Source organism: Streptococcus oralis (genome assembly GCF_965111685.1).
GTDB classification, from domain to species: Bacteria; Bacillota; Bacilli; order Lactobacillales; family Streptococcaceae; genus Streptococcus; species Streptococcus oralis_B.
In genome coordinates this window covers 1,877,067-1,894,231 of the sequence record NZ_OZ217340.1, presented here as the reverse complement: position 1 = coordinate 1,894,231, position 17,165 = coordinate 1,877,067, and the positions used below count along the sequence as shown (strand labels likewise).

The 17,165-nt window shown below is 43.6% G+C and carries 14 protein-coding genes; 12 read left to right on the top strand and 2 right to left on the bottom strand.

The genetic code is table 11. From position 1 onward, the window contains the following. From ACLV7H_RS09650 to ACLV7H_RS09630, 5 genes are all read left to right on the top strand, one after another. Positions 1 to 2,433 carry an ATP-dependent Clp protease ATP-binding subunit gene (locus ACLV7H_RS09650; protein ID WP_045592646.1) on the top strand — a complete coding sequence of 811 codons (2,433 nt, stop codon included), beginning with the start codon at positions 1 to 3 and terminating at the stop codon, positions 2,431 to 2,433. A gap of 147 nt (positions 2,434 to 2,580) precedes the next feature. After that, complete coding sequence (locus ACLV7H_RS09645) at positions 2,581 to 3,639, top strand: AAA family ATPase (RefSeq protein ID WP_411867037.1); 1,059 nt, start codon at positions 2,581 to 2,583, stop codon at positions 3,637 to 3,639. Between the two features lie 9 nt (positions 3,640 to 3,648). Beyond that, on the top strand, positions 3,649 to 4,428 hold the full coding sequence (gene pnuC / locus ACLV7H_RS09640) for a nicotinamide riboside transporter PnuC (protein ID WP_206283813.1): 780 nt from the start codon (positions 3,649 to 3,651) through the stop codon (positions 4,426 to 4,428). Position 4,429: 1 nt separating this feature from the next. Next, positions 4,430 to 5,203, top strand: a complete 774-nt coding sequence (locus ACLV7H_RS09635) for an NUDIX domain-containing protein (protein WP_049490537.1) — start codon at positions 4,430 to 4,432, stop codon at positions 5,201 to 5,203. Between the two features lie 301 nt (positions 5,204 to 5,504). Further along, positions 5,505 to 6,188, top strand: coding sequence for a hypothetical protein (locus ACLV7H_RS09630; protein ID WP_045592658.1), 684 nt, complete (start codon positions 5,505 to 5,507; stop codon positions 6,186 to 6,188). A 65-nt stretch (positions 6,189 to 6,253) separates the two neighbouring features. On the opposite strand, the gene dusB is transcribed toward ACLV7H_RS09630, so the two are convergent. Both dusB and hslO read right to left on the bottom strand, forming a co-directional pair. Beyond that, complete coding sequence (gene dusB, locus ACLV7H_RS09625) at positions 6,254 to 7,234, bottom strand: tRNA dihydrouridine synthase DusB (RefSeq protein WP_000183317.1); 981 nt, start codon at positions 7,232 to 7,234, stop codon at positions 6,254 to 6,256. Beyond that, complete coding sequence (gene hslO, locus ACLV7H_RS09620) at positions 7,221 to 8,093, bottom strand: Hsp33 family molecular chaperone HslO (RefSeq protein ID WP_411867036.1); 873 nt, start codon at positions 8,091 to 8,093, stop codon at positions 7,221 to 7,223. The genes dusB and hslO overlap by 14 nt, the downstream gene beginning before the upstream one ends. 164 nt (positions 8,094 to 8,257) lie before the next feature. On the opposite strand from hslO, the gene ACLV7H_RS09615 reads away from it, so the two are divergent. From ACLV7H_RS09615 to dltB, 7 genes are all read left to right on the top strand, one after another. Beyond that, a complete protein-coding gene (locus tag ACLV7H_RS09615; protein WP_411867035.1) occupies positions 8,258 to 9,685 on the top strand; it encodes a helix-turn-helix domain-containing protein in 1,428 nt (475 codons plus the stop codon). A 156-nt stretch (positions 9,686 to 9,841) separates the two neighbouring features. Beyond that, positions 9,842 to 11,350 (top strand): glycerol kinase GlpK, encoded by a 1,509-nt coding sequence (gene glpK, locus ACLV7H_RS09610; RefSeq protein ID WP_411867034.1) that lies wholly within the window; start codon positions 9,842 to 9,844, stop codon positions 11,348 to 11,350. 41 nt (positions 11,351 to 11,391) lie between these two features. Continuing rightward, positions 11,392 to 13,218, top strand: coding sequence for a type 1 glycerol-3-phosphate oxidase (glpO, locus tag ACLV7H_RS09605; protein ID WP_411867033.1), 1,827 nt, complete (start codon positions 11,392 to 11,394; stop codon positions 13,216 to 13,218). Positions 13,219 to 13,288: 70 nt separating this feature from the next. After that, entirely contained in the window at positions 13,289 to 13,993 is a 705-nt protein-coding gene (locus tag ACLV7H_RS09600) for an MIP/aquaporin family protein (protein ID WP_411867032.1), read from the top strand. 225 nt (positions 13,994 to 14,218) lie between these two features. Next, the gene (locus ACLV7H_RS09595; RefSeq protein WP_411867031.1) at positions 14,219 to 14,350 is read left to right on the top strand and encodes a teichoic acid D-Ala incorporation-associated protein DltX; all 132 of its coding nucleotides are present in this window, start codon (positions 14,219 to 14,221) and stop codon (positions 14,348 to 14,350) included. Between the two features lie 20 nt (positions 14,351 to 14,370). Then, positions 14,371 to 15,921 carry a D-alanine--poly(phosphoribitol) ligase subunit DltA gene (gene dltA, locus ACLV7H_RS09590; RefSeq protein WP_411867030.1) on the top strand — a complete coding sequence of 517 codons (1,551 nt, stop codon included), beginning with the start codon at positions 14,371 to 14,373 and terminating at the stop codon, positions 15,919 to 15,921. Beyond that, the gene (gene dltB / locus ACLV7H_RS09585; protein ID WP_411867029.1) at positions 15,918 to 17,162 is read left to right on the top strand and encodes a D-alanyl-lipoteichoic acid biosynthesis protein DltB; all 1,245 of its coding nucleotides are present in this window, start codon (positions 15,918 to 15,920) and stop codon (positions 17,160 to 17,162) included. Before dltA ends, dltB begins: the two co-directional genes overlap by 4 nt. The last annotated feature ends 3 nt before the right edge of the window (positions 17,163 to 17,165 follow it).

Sequence of the window (17,165 nt, the reverse complement as noted above, 5' to 3'; positions counted from 1 at the left end):
ATGAACTATTCAAAAGCATTGAATGAATGTATCGAAAGTGCCTACATGGTTGCGGGCCATTTTGGAGCTCGATATCTAGAGTCTTGGCATTTATTGATTGCCATGTCCAATCACAGTTACAGTGTGGCAGGTGCGACTCTAAATGATTACCCATACGAGATGGACCGTTTAGAAGAGGTTGCGTTGGAACTGACTGAAACGGACTATAGCCAAGACGAAACCTTTACGGAATTGCCCTTTTCCCATCGTTTGGAGGTTCTCTTTGCAGAAGCAGAGTATGTGGCTTCAGTGGTCCATGCTAAGGTGCTAGGGACAGAGCATGTCCTCTATGCGATTTTGCATGATGGCAATGCCTTGGCGACTCGCATCTTGGAGAGAGCAGGTTTTTCTTATGAAGATCAGAAAGATCAGGTCAGAATTGCTGCTCTTCGTCGCAATCTAGAAGAGCGTGCTGGCTGGACTCGTGAAGACCTCAAGGCTTTGCGTCAACGCCATCGCACAGTTTCTGATAAGCAAAATTCCATGGCCAATATGATGGGTATGCCTCAGAATCCAAGTGGTGGTCTAGAGGACTACACGCATGACCTGACGGAGCAAGCGCGTTCTGGCAAGTTAGAGCCAGTTATCGGTCGTGACAAGGAAATCTCACGTATGATTCAGATTTTGAGTCGGAAGACCAAGAACAATCCTGTCTTGGTTGGAGATGCTGGTGTCGGGAAAACAGCTCTAGCACTTGGTCTTGCTCAGCGTATTGCTAGTGGGGATGTACCTGCGGAAATGGCCAAGATGCGCGTTTTGGAGCTTGATTTGATGAATGTTGTTGCGGGGACACGTTTCCGTGGAGATTTTGAAGAGCGCATGAACAATATCATCAAGGATATCGAGGAAGATGGTAAAGTAATCCTCTTTATCGATGAACTCCACACCATCATGGGATCTGGTAGCGGTATTGATTCGACTCTGGATGCAGCCAATATCTTGAAGCCAGCTTTAGCTCGCGGAACTCTGAGAACAGTTGGTGCAACCACTCAGGAAGAATACCAAAAACACATCGAAAAAGATGCTGCCCTTTCTCGTCGTTTTGCCAAAGTGACGATTGAAGAGCCAAGTTTAGCTGATAGCATGACTATTTTGCAAGGTTTGAAGGCCACCTATGAGAAACACCACCGTGTGCAAATCACAGATGAAGCTGTCGAAACAGCAGTTAAGATGGCGCATCGTTACCTGACCAGTCGTCACTTGCCAGACTCTGCTATCGACCTTTTAGATGAAGCGGCAGCAACAGTGCAAAACAAATCCAAGCATGTGAAAGCAGACGAATCCGACTTGAGTCCAGCTGACAAGGCCTTGATGGATGGTAAGTGGAAACAAGCAGGCCAACTAATCGCAAAAGAGCAGGAAGTCCCTGCCTATAAAGACTTGGTGACAGAATCTGATATTTTGTCCACCTTGAGCCGCTTGTCAGGGATCCCAGTTCAAAAACTGACTCAGACTGATGCCAAGAAATACCTGAATTTGGAAGCAGAACTGCACAAACGTGTCATCGGTCAAGATAAAGCTGTTTCAAGTATTAGCCGTGCCATTCGCCGCAACCAGTCAGGTATTCGCAGTCACAAGCGTCCGATTGGTTCCTTTATGTTCCTAGGACCGACGGGTGTCGGTAAGACCGAATTGGCCAAGGCTTTGGCAGAAGTTCTTTTTGACGACGAATCAGCTCTTATCCGCTTTGATATGAGTGAGTATATGGAGAAATTCGCAGCCAGCCGTCTCAACGGTGCCCCTCCGGGCTATGTGGGCTACGAAGAAGGTGGGGAGTTGACCGAGAAGGTTCGCAATAAACCTTACTCAGTGCTTCTCTTTGACGAGGTAGAGAAGGCCCACCCAGACATCTTTAATGTCCTCTTGCAAGTCTTGGATGATGGACTTCTAACAGACAGCAAGGGGCGCAAGGTCGACTTTTCAAATACCATTATCATCATGACGTCAAACCTCGGTGCGACAGCCCTTCGTGATGACAAGACAGTCGGCTTTGGGGCCAAGAACATTCGTTTTGACCAGGAAAATATGGAAAAACGAATCTTCGAAGAGTTGAAAAAAGCTTATCGACCAGAGTTTATCAACCGTATTGATGAAAAGGTGGTCTTCCACAGTTTGGATAGCGAACACATGCAGAAAATTGTCAAGATCATGGTTAAACCATTGATTGCTAGCCTGGCAGAGAAGGGCATCGATTTGAAACTGCAAGCTTCAGCCCTGAAGTTACTAGCTAGTCACGGTTACAATCCAGAAATGGGAGCCCGTCCACTTCGCAGAACCCTGCAAACAGAAGTGGAAGACAAGCTAGCAGAACTCCTCCTTAAGGGAGAACTGGTAGCAGGTAAGACTCTCAAAATTGGTGTCAAAGCTGGTCAATTAAAATTTGATATTGCTTAAAAAATGAGAATCAGGAGGAATCCTGATTCTTTTTTTCGCAATGTTTTTATAAAAAATAATAAAAATCTATTGACAAAATAAAAATATAGTATATAATAAAAACACAGAAAACAAAAATATCAAAAATTATAAAAAGGTAAAATGTTTATGAAAAAGAAAACAGCAGTGGTATTTGGGACCTTTGCCCCTCTTCATCAGGGTCATATCGATCTGATCCAGCGAGCGAAGCGTCAGTGTGACCAGGTCTGGGTAGTCGTTTTAGGCTACGAGGGAGACCGAGGCGAGCAGGTAGGTTTAAGTCTCCAAAAACGATTTCGCTATATCCGAGAGGCTTTTCGGGATGACGAGTTGACCTCTGTCTGCAAACTGGATGAGACCAACCTTCCCCTTTACCCTATGGGCTGGCAGGAGTGGTTGGACCAGATGTTATCGGAGATTTCCTACGATGAAGCCCAGCAAGAACTGATCTTCTTTGTAGGAGAAGCAGACTACCAGCAAGAATTAGCTAAACGTGGCTTTGAGACCGTCTTGCAAGAAAGAAAGTTTGGTATCTCAGCGACTATGATTCGAGAAAATCCAAGCAAATATTGGAAATACATCGCACAACCCTTCCGTCGTCAGTTTACTAAGAAAGTCTTGATTATGGGAAGTGCTAGCAATGGGAAGACCACTCTGGCCAAGGATTTGGCAAGGTATTACGATGCGCCCGTTAGTCTGGAATACGCGCGTGAGTACCAGATAAAAAACAATGTCCGCGACGATGAATTGACTCCAAAGGATTACTACTATCTCCTGTTGGGACAGTATGACCAGACCTCCAAGTTAATCGACAGCAATGCCAATCGAGGCCTAGTGATAGCCGATACCAACTCCTTGGTAACCAAGGGCTACTATGACTATTACATGGAGACTGAGGACCAAGAGGATTTATCAGGAGAAACCTTTGACAATCTCTTTCTTTCGATCTTGGCCAAGGAAAAATGGGACTTGATTCTCTTTGTGCAGCCTGTTGGCTCCTATGTCAATGACGGGTTTAGAGATATGACCATGGCGGAAGACCACATTCGCTACAGTTTTTCCCAGCATTTGGACCAAATGAGGGAGCGATACTTAACCACCATTCCACTAGTTTATCTAGCGGAGGATTATCTAGGCAATTATGAAGCAGCAAAAGTGGCTATTGATGCCATTTACCAAGCAGATTAGGAGAAAATGATGAAAACAGTAACTAAAAAAATCACACAATTTATCGAAAACTTTAAAAATGTCCATTCAGAAGCCCGCAAGATCGGTTTTGCAGGAATCATGCGCTTGCTATGGAAAGATCTCTTTGTTGGCCGTAGCCTTTTCCAGTGGTTGTATCTCATCGCCCTGTCAAGTGTTCCCTTGATCTTAGAGTTCACGCAAAATACAGAAAGCCATGACTGGCTGAGCTTGTTTGCATCTTGGACTGGGATTGTCTGTGTTATCTTGGTAGCAGAAGGGCGTGCAAGCAATTATCTCTTTGGGGCTATTAACTCGGCAATCTACTTGATCTTGGCCATGAACGCGACTTTTTATGGAGAAGTTTTGACGACCGTTTACTTCTTTGTCATGCAGCCGATTGGTCTCTATGCTTGGCTGTCAAATCGTATCAATGAACAGGAAAAACCAGAAGAATCCCACTTTGAAGCTAAGAAATTATCTGTTCTTGATTGGCTCAAGTACTTGGCCTTGACTGCTATTATCTGGATTGGTATGGGCTTGGCTTACCAAAGTATCAATAGCGCTCGCCCTTTCCGTGATAGTGTTACCGATGCGACCAATGGTGTTGGTCAGCTCTTGATGACACGTCTCTACCGTGAGCAATGGATTTTCTGGATTGCAACCAATCTCTTTAGTATCTACCTCTGGTGGGGTGAAAATATCCATATCCAAGGGATGTACTGGGTTTACACACTCAACAGTCTAGTGGGTTGGTACCAATGGACCAAGGCAGTTCGAAAGGAGGCATAAGATGGCAGACATAAAGATTCCAGCCGGGATGACGGAAAAAGAATATTATGAAATCCATGCCAGTCAGGAGGAGTTTTTAGACTGGTACTACAAGCAGGAACTCCCTCAATATGAAAAACCAAGTGTGACAGTGGATATGGTAGCCTACTGCTTTGTCGAAGGAAAGATCAAGCTCCTGCTGATCCGTCGCAAGGCCCACCCTTATCAGAACTGTTTAGCCTTAGTTGGAGGCTTTATGGACAAGGGAGAAGATGCTGCACATGCCTGTCAGCGCGAGGTGAGAGAAGAAGTCAATCTCGATCTACCTTTGGAGAAAATCGAGCAATTGATGACGGTATCGACCCCCGGTCGTGATCCACGGGGCTGGACAGTGACCATTGCCCACTTAGTGTACCTACCTAGTCGTGCCTTAGACCTCGTTCAGGCAGGTGACGATGCCAAGGATGTCGTTTTCGTAGATGTCGATTTTCAGACAGGAAAATGCTACCTAGATGGAGTCGAGCTGGAGGAGCAAGCCTTCGCCTTTGACCATTATGCCATTATCCAAGAATCTATCAAACGAATCCAAGGCCGTCTTGACTGGAATCCGACCTTCCTCTATCTGCTGGAGGAGGAGTTCACCGTTTACGAAGGAACTGAGCTAGTCAATCTCATCAACCCCGGTCGCCCCATCGTCAGCAATAACTTTCTCGTAAAATACGGCGAATATGTAGAAGAAGTCGGACTCAAACGAGTTCCTAAAAAGAAACCAAGAAAAACCTATCGATTGAAATAAAGAGGTCGGGATCAAAATCTCGACCTCTTTGTTTGCTGTTATTAGATACTTTTATCCTATTTCAATAGTATTGAAGCCCTTTATCTAAAAAGATACAGGCGATTACACAAAGGTGATGTAAAAAATAGGACTCTTATCTAAAAAAATTTCTATTTTTTCGTTTCGATTGCGAATAAAAATAGTAGAGAGAAATTTTTTAAAATAGTTTCTCTAAATAGTTGACAGATTCAAAGCTCAATGTTACAATTATATTACAAAAAGATTTCTTAACATTTCAAAAATGTTACAAAGGAGTAGGAAAATGAAAAAGAAAACCTATATCAAATTGATGGCAGCGACTGTATTGGCTTCTACCTTGCTACTGGGAGCTTGTGGAAATAAAAACGAAACCACTCAAAGCAGCAGCTCTGCAAAGACAAGCCAATCATCAAGTTCTAAAGCAGCTTCTTCTAACAAAGAAAGCAAGACTCAAAAATCTTCGAGCTCAGCTTCATCTGAAAAAGCTCAAGCATCTTCTGATCAGTCTTCTACAACAGCAGATCAGTCACAAGCGAAACCAGCCCCTGAATCAAGACAGGAACAAGCAGCTCCTAGTCAACCAGCCCCTTCTCAGGCTCCGTCAACTCAGCAAGGTTCTCAAGCCCATACTAACCAGTCAGGCTATGATCCAACAACTGACCGCAAACTTCAGGACAAGCAAGCTGAACACAACAAACGCTATAAGGGAGTTTTAACCATGGTAGATGGTGATTTCTCAGCTGCTGCAGGTAACTGGAAGGGCGCGAATGGCGAAACGATTACGGTTTCATCAGGGGGACAATTTACAGTAGAAACTGCAGATGGAAAGAAAGAAAACTATTCTATTAGAGGTTACTCTTACACTCTTGATGATGGCAAGTATAATGCCAAAATCGGTGGAGGAAAAATCATCCAAATTACAACAGGTGCGGATGGTAAAGTTTCAAGCGTTGCCTTGATTCAATAATAGTATCTAGGATTTCCTAGGATAAAAAAACCGTAAACTTCAAGTGAGTTACGGTTTTTTGTGTATTAAGCTTTATCTAATTGCAATAGAGCTTCAATCTCTGCCAGGGTGCTAGCTTGGGAAATGGCTCCACGAAGTTTGGCTGCACCAGATGTTCCCCGAAGGTAGTGAGGAGCGAGTCCACGGAATTCACGAACTGCGACGTTTTCCCCTTTGAGGTTAATCAAGCGTTTCAAATGTTCGTAAGCAATTTTCATCTTGTCTTCAAAGGTCAAATCAGGGAGAATTTCTCCTGTTTCAAAGTAATGGTTGATTTGGTTGAAGAGGTAAGGATTTCCCATGGCAGCACGGCCAATCATGACTGCGTCAGCACCGACTTCTTCTATGCGTTGCTTGGCTTCTTGGACAGTACGGATATCACCGTTTGCGATGAAGGGAATCTTGGTCAATGCTTGAGCAACCTTGTGAAGGGTCTCGAGGTCTGCGTGACCTGTATACATTTGTTCACGGGTACGGCCATGCATGGCGAGGGCAGAAACACCTGCTGCTTCAGCAGCGAGGGCATTTTCTACTGCAAGAGATGGGTCAGACCAGCCAGTGCGCATTTTGACGGTGAGGGGGATATCAAGGACAGATTGGACCTTGTTGATAATAGAGTAGATCTTATCTGGGTCCTTGAGCCACATAGCACCAGCTTCGTTCTTCACGATTTTGTTAACTGGGCAGCCCATGTTGATATCGACGATATCGGTCTTGGTGTTTTCTTGTATGAATTCTGCTGCGCGTGCGAGGCTATCTTCATCGCTACCAAAAAGTTGGATAGAAACCGGGTTTTCTCCTTCATCGATATGAAGCATGTGCAGGGTTTTTTCGTTATTGTATTGGATTCCCTTATCAGAGACCATTTCCATGACAACGAGTCCAGCTCCGAGCTCTTTTGCGATGGTACGAAAGGCTGAGTTGGTCACGCCAGCCATGGGTGCTAAAACAGTACGATTGGGAATCTCAACATTGCCAATCATAAAAGGTGTATTAAGATTTGTCACGAATGAGTTCCTCCAGGTCGTTTTCATCAAAGTTGTAAGTCGTTTGGCAGAATTGACAAGTGATTTCTGCCCCGTGGTCTTCCTCTTTCATTTCTTCAAGGTCTGAACTTGGAAGGCTGGCAAGAGCGTTCATAAAACGGTCTTTGCTACAGTCACATTGGAAACGGATTTCTTCTTCAGATAGGCGTTTGTAAGCCTCGTCACCGTAGATGGCCTTGAGAAGGGCTTCGATATGGTCGTCGCTTTCAAGAAGTGTCGAGATAGCTGGCATTTCTTGGATGCGTTTCTCAAAGCGAGCAATCTCTTCTTCCTTGGCCCCTGGCAAGACTTGGAGAAGAAAACCACCGGCAACTTCGACCTTGTCGTCTTTGTCTAAAAGAACATTGAGGCCGACTGCTGAAGGGGTTTGTTGGCTTTCAGTCAGGTAGTAGGCCAAGTCTTCACCGATTTCTCCAGAGATGATAGGAGTCATGGAGTTGTAAGGATTTCCAGTACCATAGTCTGTGATAACGAGAAATTGACCATTGCCGACAAAAGGACCGACAAGGACTTCACCAGTTGCAGTCTTTTTGATGTCAACACCTGGATTTTGAACGTAGCCTTTGACGTTGCCCTTGGTATCTGCGACTGTGATGATGGCACCGAGAGAGCTCGTTCCCAGAACTTTAATCGTTAGCTTGGTATTTCCTTTTTCATTGGCTGCGAGAATCTGGCTAGCGATAAGAGTTCGACCAAGTGCGACGGTTGAACTGGCTTGGGTTTGATGTTTTTCTTGAGCAGTGCGGACGGTTTCTGTGCTATCAAGGACAAAAGCACGAAAGGCTCCGCTTTCTGATATAGTTTTAATAATTTTATCCATAGCTACTATTTTAGCATAAAAATGCCCAAAGGGGGAGTTGTGTGTTTGCTGTTTCTGAGGAATAATGACGAGGAAATCAGCTTTAAAATAAAATGAGAAACAGATTATTTCAGCATTCGTAAGATTTATGCTATGCTTGTAGGAGAAAATGAAAGGGGTAACAAATGTATTTAGGTGATTTGATGGAAAAAGCCGAATCTGGTCAATTTTTAGTCCTTTCCTTTCTGTTACAAGATTCGCAGACAACCGTCAAGGAAGCCATGGAAGAAACAGGCTTTTCAAAGGCGACTCTAACCAAGTACATCTCTCTGATTAACGAAAATGCCTTAGAAAGAGGGTTAGAGCTGACCATCCACTTGGATGATGAAAGCCTGCGTCTGTCTGTCGGTACTGCCACAAAGGGGAGAGAGATTCGGAGCTTATTTCTAGAAAATGCCATTAAATACCAAATTTTAGTGTACCTTCTCTATCACCAACAGTTTCTAGCTCATCAGTTGGCTCAAGAATTGATGATTAGCGAGGCCACGCTTGGTCGCCATTTATCTAGCTTGAATCATATTTTGTCAGAGTTTGACTTATCCATCCAAAATGGCCGTTGGCGAGGTTCGGAGCATCAGATTCGTTACTTTTATTTCTGTCTTTTCCGCAAGGTCTGGTCCAGTCAGGAGTGGGAAAGTCATATGCAGAAAGCGGAGAGAAAGCAGGATATTGCTACCCTAGAAGAAATCTGCGGTGCTAGCTTGTCTTCGGGTCAGAAATTAGACTTGGTTCTCTGGACTCATATCAGTCAACAGCGCCTTCGGGTTAACGCCTGTCAATTTCAGGTTATAGAAGAAAAAATGCGAGGGTATTTTGACAATATTTTCTATCTTCGTTTGCTGAGAAAGGCTCCGTCCTTTTTTGCTGGGCAACACATCCCTCTAGGAACTGAGGATGGTGAGATGATGATATTCTTTTCATTTCTCCTTTCCCATCGTATCTTGCCCCTTCATACTATGGAATATATCCTTGGTTTTGGAGGGCAATTAGCCGATTTGCTGACGCAATTGATTCAAGAGATGAAGAAGGAAGAGTTGCTGGGGGACTACACAGAGGACCATGTCACCTATGAACTCAGTCAGCTCTGTGGTCAAGTTTATCTATACAAGGGCTATATTTTACAAGATCAGTACAGATACCAGACGGAGAATCGCCATCCCTATTTGCTGATGGAACATGACTTTCGAGATATTGCTCAGGTGATTTTTACTTCCTTGCCAGCCTTTCATCAGGGGACGGATCTGGATAAGAAAATCCTCTGGGAATGGCTTCAGTTGATGGAGTATATGGCAGAAAATATAGGCAAGCATCTGAGAATAGGGCTAGATCTAACAGCAGGCTTCCTTGTCTTTTCGAGAATGTCGGCCCTTTTAAAACGGTATTTGGAGTACAATCGTTTCATCACTATTGAAGCCTATGACCCCAGTCGACATTATGATTTGTTAATTACCAACAACCCTATCCATAAGAAAGAACAAACACCTATCTACTATTTGAAAAATGATTTGGACATGGAAGATTTAGCTACGATTCGTCAGATGCTATTTGCCTAAAAGACCTGAATTTTCAGGTCTTTTTTGTGAAATTCGCACAATCTCCTCACTTTTTTTAAAAATTTTAAAAAAATTGATAAACAAGAAAGCGCTTTATTTTGTATACTAGTTACTGTAAAGAGGAACCCCCTCAAGATTTTATCAGGAGGACAGCACATGTCACAAGAAAAATACATCATGGCTATTGACCAAGGAACTACTAGTTCTCGCGCCATCATCTTTAATAAAAAAGGAGAAAAAGTCAGCTCTAGTCAAAAAGAGTTCACTCAGATTTTCCCTCAAGCAGGTTGGGTAGAGCACAATGCCAATGAAATTTGGAACTCGGTTCAGTCAGTTATTGCGGGTGCTTTCATCGAAAGCGGTGTGAAACCAAGTCAAATCGAGGCAATCGGGATTACCAACCAACGTGAAACTACTGTCGTCTGGGATAAGAAAACAGGGCTCCCTATCTATAATGCTATCGTTTGGCAATCACGCCAGACAGCACCTCTGGCTGAACAACTAAAAAGCCAAGGTTATGTGGAAAAATTCCATGAAAAGACTGGTTTGATCATCGATGCTTACTTCTCTGCTACCAAGGTTCGTTGGATTTTGGACCATGTAGAAGGTGCTCAAGAGCGAGCTGAAAAGGGTGAATTGCTCTTTGGTACCATTGATACTTGGCTGGTTTGGAAATTGACTGACGGCGCAGCTCACGTGACCGACTACTCAAACGCAGCTCGTACCATGCTCTATAACATCAAGGATCTTAAATGGGATAATGAGATTTTGGAAATCCTCAATATTCCTAAGGCCATGCTTCCAGAAGTTCGTTCTAACTCTGAAATCTATGGTAAGACTGCTCCATTCCATTTCTACGGTGGAGAAGTGCCAATCTCTGGTATGGCTGGTGACCAACAAGCAGCACTCTTTGGTCAGTTGGCTTTTGAGCCTGGTATGGTCAAAAATACTTATGGAACAGGTTCTTTCATCATTATGAACACTGGTGAAGAGATGCAGTTGTCTGAAAATAACCTTTTGACAACGATTGGTTATGGAATTAACGGCAAGGTTTATTATGCTTTGGAAGGTTCTATCTTCATTGCTGGAAGTGCCATTCAGTGGCTTCGTGATGGTCTTCGTATGGTGGAAAATTCACCAGAGTCTGAAAAATATGCTCTCAATTCTCACAACAACGACGAAGTTTATGTCGTACCTGCCTTTACAGGTCTAGGAGCACCATACTGGAACCAAAACGCGCGAGGATCTGTCTTTGGCTTGACTCGTGGGACAAGCAAAGAAGACTTTATCAAGGCAACCTTGCAATCTATCGCTTATCAAGTACGTGATATCATCGACACGATGCAAGTGGATGCGCAGACAGCTATCCAGGTCTTGAAAGTGGATGGTGGTGCAGCCATGAACAATTTCCTCATGCAGTTCCAGGCTGACATCTTAGGAATCGACATCGCACGCGCCAAAAATTTGGAAACAACTGCCCTAGGTGCGGCTTTCCTAGCTGGTTTGGCAGTGGGTTACTGGAAGGATTTGGACGAGTTGAAACTCTTGAACGAGACAGGAGACCTCTTTGAGCCATCCATGAATGAATCGCGCAAGGAACAACTCTATAAGGGCTGGAAGAAGGCTGTGAAAGCAACGCAAGTCTTTGCGGAAATCGATGACTAATACTGAAAGAATAAAGCGACTCAGTTAGAAAGTGTGTAAATATGGAATTTTCAAAGAAAACACGTGAATTATCAATTAAAAAAATGCAGGAACGCACCTTGGATCTCTTGATTATCGGTGGAGGGATTACAGGAGCTGGTGTAGCTTTGCAGGCAGCAGCCAGTGGTCTTGACACTGGTTTGATTGAAATGCAGGACTTCGCAGAAGGAACATCCAGCCGTTCAACAAAATTGGTCCACGGAGGTCTGCGTTACCTCAAACAATTCGACGTAGAAGTGGTATCAGATACAGTTTCTGAACGTGCGGTGGTTCAACAAATCGCTCCACATATTCCAAAACCAGATCCAATGCTCTTGCCAGTTTACGATGAAGATGGAGCGACCTTTAGCCTCTTCCGTCTCAAAGTAGCCATGGACTTGTACGACCTTTTGGCAGGTGTTAGCAATACGCCAGCTGCTAACAAGGTCTTGAGCAAGGAAGAAGTCTTGGAACGCCAGCCAAACTTGAAGAAGGAAGGCTTGGTAGGAGGTGGAGTTTACCTTGACTTCCGTAACAACGATGCGCGTCTGGTGATTGAAAACATCAAACGTGCCAACCAAGACGGTGCCCTCATTGCCAACCATGTTAAGGCAGAAGGCTTCCTCTTTGACGAAAGCGGCAAGATTACAGGTGTTGTAGCTCGTGATTTGTTGACAGACCAAGTCTTTGAAATCAAGGCTCGCCTAGTTATTAACACAACTGGACCTTGGAGCGACAAGGTACGCAATTTGTCTAATAAGGGAACGCAATTCTCACAAATGCGTCCAACTAAGGGAGTTCACTTGGTAGTGGACTCAAGCAAGATCAAGGTTTCACAGCCAGTTTACTTTGACACAGGTTTGGGAGATGGTCGTATGGTCTTCGTTCTCCCACGTGAAAACAAGACCTACTTTGGTACAACCGATACAGACTACACAGGCGATTTGGAACATCCAAAAGTGACGCAGGAAGATGTAGATTATCTACTAGGTATTGTCAACAACCGCTTCCCAGAAGCAAACATTACCGTTGCTGATATTGAAAGCAGCTGGGCTGGTCTTCGTCCATTGATCGCAGGCAATAGCGCTTCTGACTACAATGGTGGAAATAACGGAACCATTAGCGATGAAAGCTTCAATAGCTTGATTGCGACTGTCGAGGCATATCTATCGAAAGAAAAAACGCGTGAAGATGTTGAGTCTGCTGTCAGCAAGCTTGAAAGCAGCACATCTGAGAAACATTTGGACCCATCTGCAGTTTCGCGTGGTTCGAGCTTGGATCGTGATGACAATGGCCTTTTGACCCTTGCTGGTGGTAAAATCACAGACTACCGTAAGATGGCTGAAGGGGCTATGGAGCGCGTGATTGATATCCTCAAAGCAGAATTTGACCGTAGCTTTAAACTCATCAACTCTAAGACTTACCCTGTTTCAGGTGGAGAATTGAATCCAGCAAATGTGGACTCAGAAATTGAAGCTTTTGCTCAACTTGGAGTGTCACGTGGATTGGATAGCAAAGAAGCTCACTATCTCGCAAATCTATACGGTTCAAATGCACCGAAGGTCTTTGCCCTTGCTCACAGCTTGGAACAAGCGCCAGGACTCAGCTTGGCAGATACCTTGTCCCTTCACTATGCAATGCGCAATGAGTTGGCTCTGAGCCCGGTTGACTTCCTCCTTCGCCGTACCAACCACATGCTCTTTATGCGTGATAGTTTGGATAGCATCGTGGCGCCAGTTCTGGATGAAATGGGACGATTCTATGACTGGTCTGATGAAGAAAAAGCAGCCTACCGTGCAGATGTCGAAGCAGCTCTTGCTAACAACGATCTAGTGAAATTGAAAAATTAAGAAAGACTAGAAAAGAGGGAGGCGGGCTTTCCTTGCCTTCTCTCTCCTTCTTTTATATGGAGACAACGATATGATGAAAGAATTATTTGGAGAATTTTTGGGGACTTTAATCCTTATCCTCCTAGGAAATGGTGTTGTAGCAGGTGTGGTTCTTCCTAAAACCAAGAGTAACAATTCAGGATGGATTGTCATCACTATGGGATGGGGAATTGCTGTAGCTGTTGCGGCCTTTGTATCTGGTACGCTCAGTCCAGCCCATCTAAATCCAGCTGTGACGTTTGCGATGGCCTTAAAAGGAACGCTCTCTTGGGGCTCTGTTTTCCCTTATATCCTAGCCCAATTCGCAGGAGCGATGGTGGCTCAGATTTTGGTTTGGTTGCAATTCAAACCACACTATGAGGCAGAAGAAAATGCAGGCAATATCCTAGCGACCTTTAGTACTGGACCAGCAATCAAGAACACAGTATCCAACTTGGTTAGCGAAATCCTTGGAACCTTTGTTTTACTTTTGACAATCTTTGCCTTGGGGCTCTATGACCTTCAGGCAGGATTAGGGACCTTTGCAGTGGGAACGTTGATTGTCGGTATCGGTCTTTCACTAGGTGGGACAACTGGTTATGCATTGAACCCAGCTCGTGACCTTGGTCCTCGCATCATGCACAGCATTTTACCAATTCCAAACAAGGGAGACGGAGACTGGTCTTATGCTTGGATTCCTGTTGTAGGACCTATTGTTGGTGCGGCCCTAGCAGTTTTCGTATTTTTACTTTTCTAAGATAAAAGAGTTTATTGGCAACAGAGTTTGAGATGAAAATCTCAGGCTCTTTTTTGATGGCCAAAACATTAATATTTTAACTTATCTTAAAATAAGCTAAAACCAACTTTTAAGTTATGGTAAACAGTTGAAAAAAAGGTTGATAAAGTGGTAAAATGTTAGGAAGATAAGATGCTAACAATACATACTGATAGTTAATAAAAACAATATATTAATGGATAGCTTATGAAAAAACAACGAAATTTACATGTATTCTTAGGCCGGACGGCTCTATATTTTATAATCTTACTTGGTTTACTTTATTTTTTTAGTTACCTTGGTCAGAGCCAAGGCACCTTTATTTATAATGAGTTCTAGTTTAAAGGAGAAGAGAAACAGTGTCTAATAAACCGATAAAAGATATGATTGAAACGATTGAGCACTTTGCTCAAACACAGCCAACATATCCTGTCTACAATGTTTTAGGTCAAGAGCATACTTATGGCGATCTGAAAGCTGATTCAGATAGTTTAGCTGCAGCTATCGATCGACTTGACTTGCCTGAGAAATCTCCAGTCGTCGTTTTTGGTGGTCAGGAATATGAGATGTTGGCTACCTTTGTAGCGCTGACTAAGTCGGGTCATGCCTACATTCCAATTGACAGCCATTCAGCCTTGGAACGAGTTTCTGCTATCGTAGAAGTTGCAGAGCCAAGCTTGATTATTGCTATCTCAGATTTTCCATTAGAGCAAACTAGCGTACCGATTCTGACTTTAGAGCAAGTCCATGAAGCTTTTACTCAAGCTTCTAGCTACGAGATGACCCATCCAGTCAAGAGGGATGACAACTACTACATCATCTTTACTTCTGGTACGACTGGTAAGCCTAAGGGAGTTCAGATTTCCCATGATAATCTCCTCAGCTTTACCAACTGGATGATTACAGATAAGGAATTTGCGACGCCAAGTCGTCCACAAATGCTGGCTCAGCCACCTTATTCTTTTGACCTATCTGTCATGTACTGGGCGCCAACCTTAGCACTTGGTGGCACGCTTTTCGCTCTTCCGTCTGCCATTACTCAGGATTTCAAAAAACTCTTTGCGACAATTTTTTCCTTGCCCATTGCTATCTGGACCTCAACGCCTTCCTTTGCAGATATGGCCATGCTGTCAGAAGACTTTAACAGTGAGAAAATGCCAGGAATCACGCATTTCTACTTTGATGGTGAAGAATTGACGGTTAAAACAGCTCAAAAACTGCGCGAGCGTTTCCCAAATGCCCGTATCATCAATGCCTACGGACCAACAGAAGCGACAGTAGCCCTATCAGCAGTTGCTGTAACAGACGAGATGTTGAAGACTCTCAAACGCCTCCCAATCGGCTATACTAAGGCGGATTCTCCAACTTTTATCATTGATGAGGAAGGTAAGAAAGTTCCAAATGGTGAACAGGGAGAAATCATCGTTTCTGGGCCAGCTGTTTCAAAAGGCTATATGAATAATCCTGAAAAAACAGCAGAAGCATTCTTTGAATTTGAAGGCTTGCCAGCCTATCACACAGGAGATGTAGGAACTATGACAGATGAGAGCTTGCTTCTTTATGGTGGACGCATGGACTTCCAGATTAAGTTTAATGGTTATCGTATTGAGCTTGAAGATGTCTCTCAAAATCTCAATAAGTCTCGCTTTATTGAATCAGCTGTCGCTGTCCCACGTTATAACAAGGACCACAAGGTACAGAATCTATTGGCCTATGTTATCCTAAAGGATGGTGTCCGTCAGCAGTTTGAGCGTGATATCGATATTACCAAGGCTATTAAAGAAGACCTAGCAGATATCATGATGTCTTATATGATGCCGTCTAAGTTTCTCTATCGAGATAGTTTGCCGCTAACGCCTAATGGTAAAATTGATATCAAGGGCTTGATTAACGAGGTAAACAGTAGATGATGGAGCTTTATAAACAGCTACCTCATTTGGAACCTTATGGTGACCTTCAGTACTTTTTATACGTAATTGCTGCGACTTTGCCTATCTTCATCGGCCTTTTTTTCAAGAAACGTTTTGCCTTGTACGAGGTGCTTGTTAGTCTCTTCTTTATCGTCACCATGTTGGTTGGTGGAAAGACGAATCAAATAAGTGCTCTTATCCTTTATGTTATCTGGCAAGTACTTCTTGTATATTTATACAAAAGGTACAGGAAACAACGGGATAGTAAATGGATATTTTACCTGGTTAGTTTTATATCCCTATTGCCTATTGTCTTTGTGAAAGTATCTCCTGCTATTCATGGGCCTCAATCTTTGTTTGGATTTTTAGGGATTTCTTACTTAACCTTTCGTGCAGTTGGGGTTATCGTCGAGTTGAGAGACGGTGTCATCAAGGATTTAACGATTTGGCAATTTTTACGTTTTCTTCTCTTTATGCCGACTTTCTCAAGTGGCCCCATTGATCGTTTTAAACGCTTCAACGAAAATTACGAGATCATTCCTGAGCGAGATGAGCTGATGGATATGCTAGAAGAGGCTGTCAAATATATCATGCTTGGCTTCCTCTACAAGTTTATCTTGGCTCACATTTTAGGAGAGACATTATTGCCTCCTCTGAAAAATTTGGCCTTGCAGACAGGTGGTTTCTTTAACCTCTACGCTTTAGCGGTCATGTACACCTTTGGTCTGGAGCTCTTCTTTGACTTTGCGGGCTACTCTATGTTTGCCTTAGCCATCTCAAACTTGATGGGGATTCGTAGCCCGATAAACTTTAACAAGCCCTTTTTGTCAAGGGATTTAAAAGAGTTTTGGAATCGCTGGCACATGAGTCTGTCTTTCTGGTTCCGTGACTTCGTCTTCATGCGGATGGTCATGGTGTTGACCAGAAAGAAGGTCTTTAAGAATCGCAATGTGACTTCAAGTGTCGCCTATATTGTCAATATGCTGATTATGGGATTTTGGCATGGTGTGACCTGGTACTACATTGCCTATGGACTTTTTCATGGGATTGGGCTGGTCATCAATGATGCTTGGGTTCGTAAGAAAAAAGCCCTCAATAAAGAACGGAAAAAAGCTGGAAAGGGTTCCTTACCTGAGAATCGCTGGATTCAGTTGCTTGGCATGGTTGTCACCTTCCATGTCGTGATGGTTTCATTCTTAATCTTTTCTGGATTTTTGAATGATTTATGGTTTAAAAAATAAAAG

Bases quoted from the DNA above. Each gene is read 5' to 3' on its own strand.
- glpO (WP_411867033.1), top strand. From the start codon at position 11,392: ATGGAATTTTCAAAGAAAACACGTGAATTATCAATTAAAAAAATGCAG.
- pnuC (WP_206283813.1), top strand. From the start codon at position 3,649: ATGAAAACAGTAACTAAAAAAATCACACAATTTATCGAAAACTTTAAA.
- ACLV7H_RS09595 (WP_411867031.1), top strand. From the start codon at position 14,219: ATGAAAAAACAACGAAATTTACATGTATTCTTAGGCCGGACGGCTCTA.
- ACLV7H_RS09645 (WP_411867037.1), top strand. From the start codon at position 2,581: ATGAAAAAGAAAACAGCAGTGGTATTTGGGACCTTTGCCCCTCTTCAT.
- ACLV7H_RS09630 (WP_045592658.1), top strand. From the start codon at position 5,505: ATGAAAAAGAAAACCTATATCAAATTGATGGCAGCGACTGTATTGGCT.
- ACLV7H_RS09650 (WP_045592646.1), top strand. From the start codon at position 1: ATGAACTATTCAAAAGCATTGAATGAATGTATCGAAAGTGCCTACATG.
- ACLV7H_RS09615 (WP_411867035.1), top strand. From the start codon at position 8,258: ATGTATTTAGGTGATTTGATGGAAAAAGCCGAATCTGGTCAATTTTTA.
- ACLV7H_RS09600 (WP_411867032.1), top strand. From the start codon at position 13,289: ATGATGAAAGAATTATTTGGAGAATTTTTGGGGACTTTAATCCTTATC.
- glpK (WP_411867034.1), top strand. From the start codon at position 9,842: ATGTCACAAGAAAAATACATCATGGCTATTGACCAAGGAACTACTAGT.
- hslO (WP_411867036.1), bottom strand. From the start codon at position 8,093: ATGGATAAAATTATTAAAACTATATCAGAAAGCGGAGCCTTTCGTGCT.
- ACLV7H_RS09635 (WP_049490537.1), top strand. From the start codon at position 4,430: ATGGCAGACATAAAGATTCCAGCCGGGATGACGGAAAAAGAATATTAT.
- dltB (WP_411867029.1), top strand. From the start codon at position 15,918: ATGATGGAGCTTTATAAACAGCTACCTCATTTGGAACCTTATGGTGAC.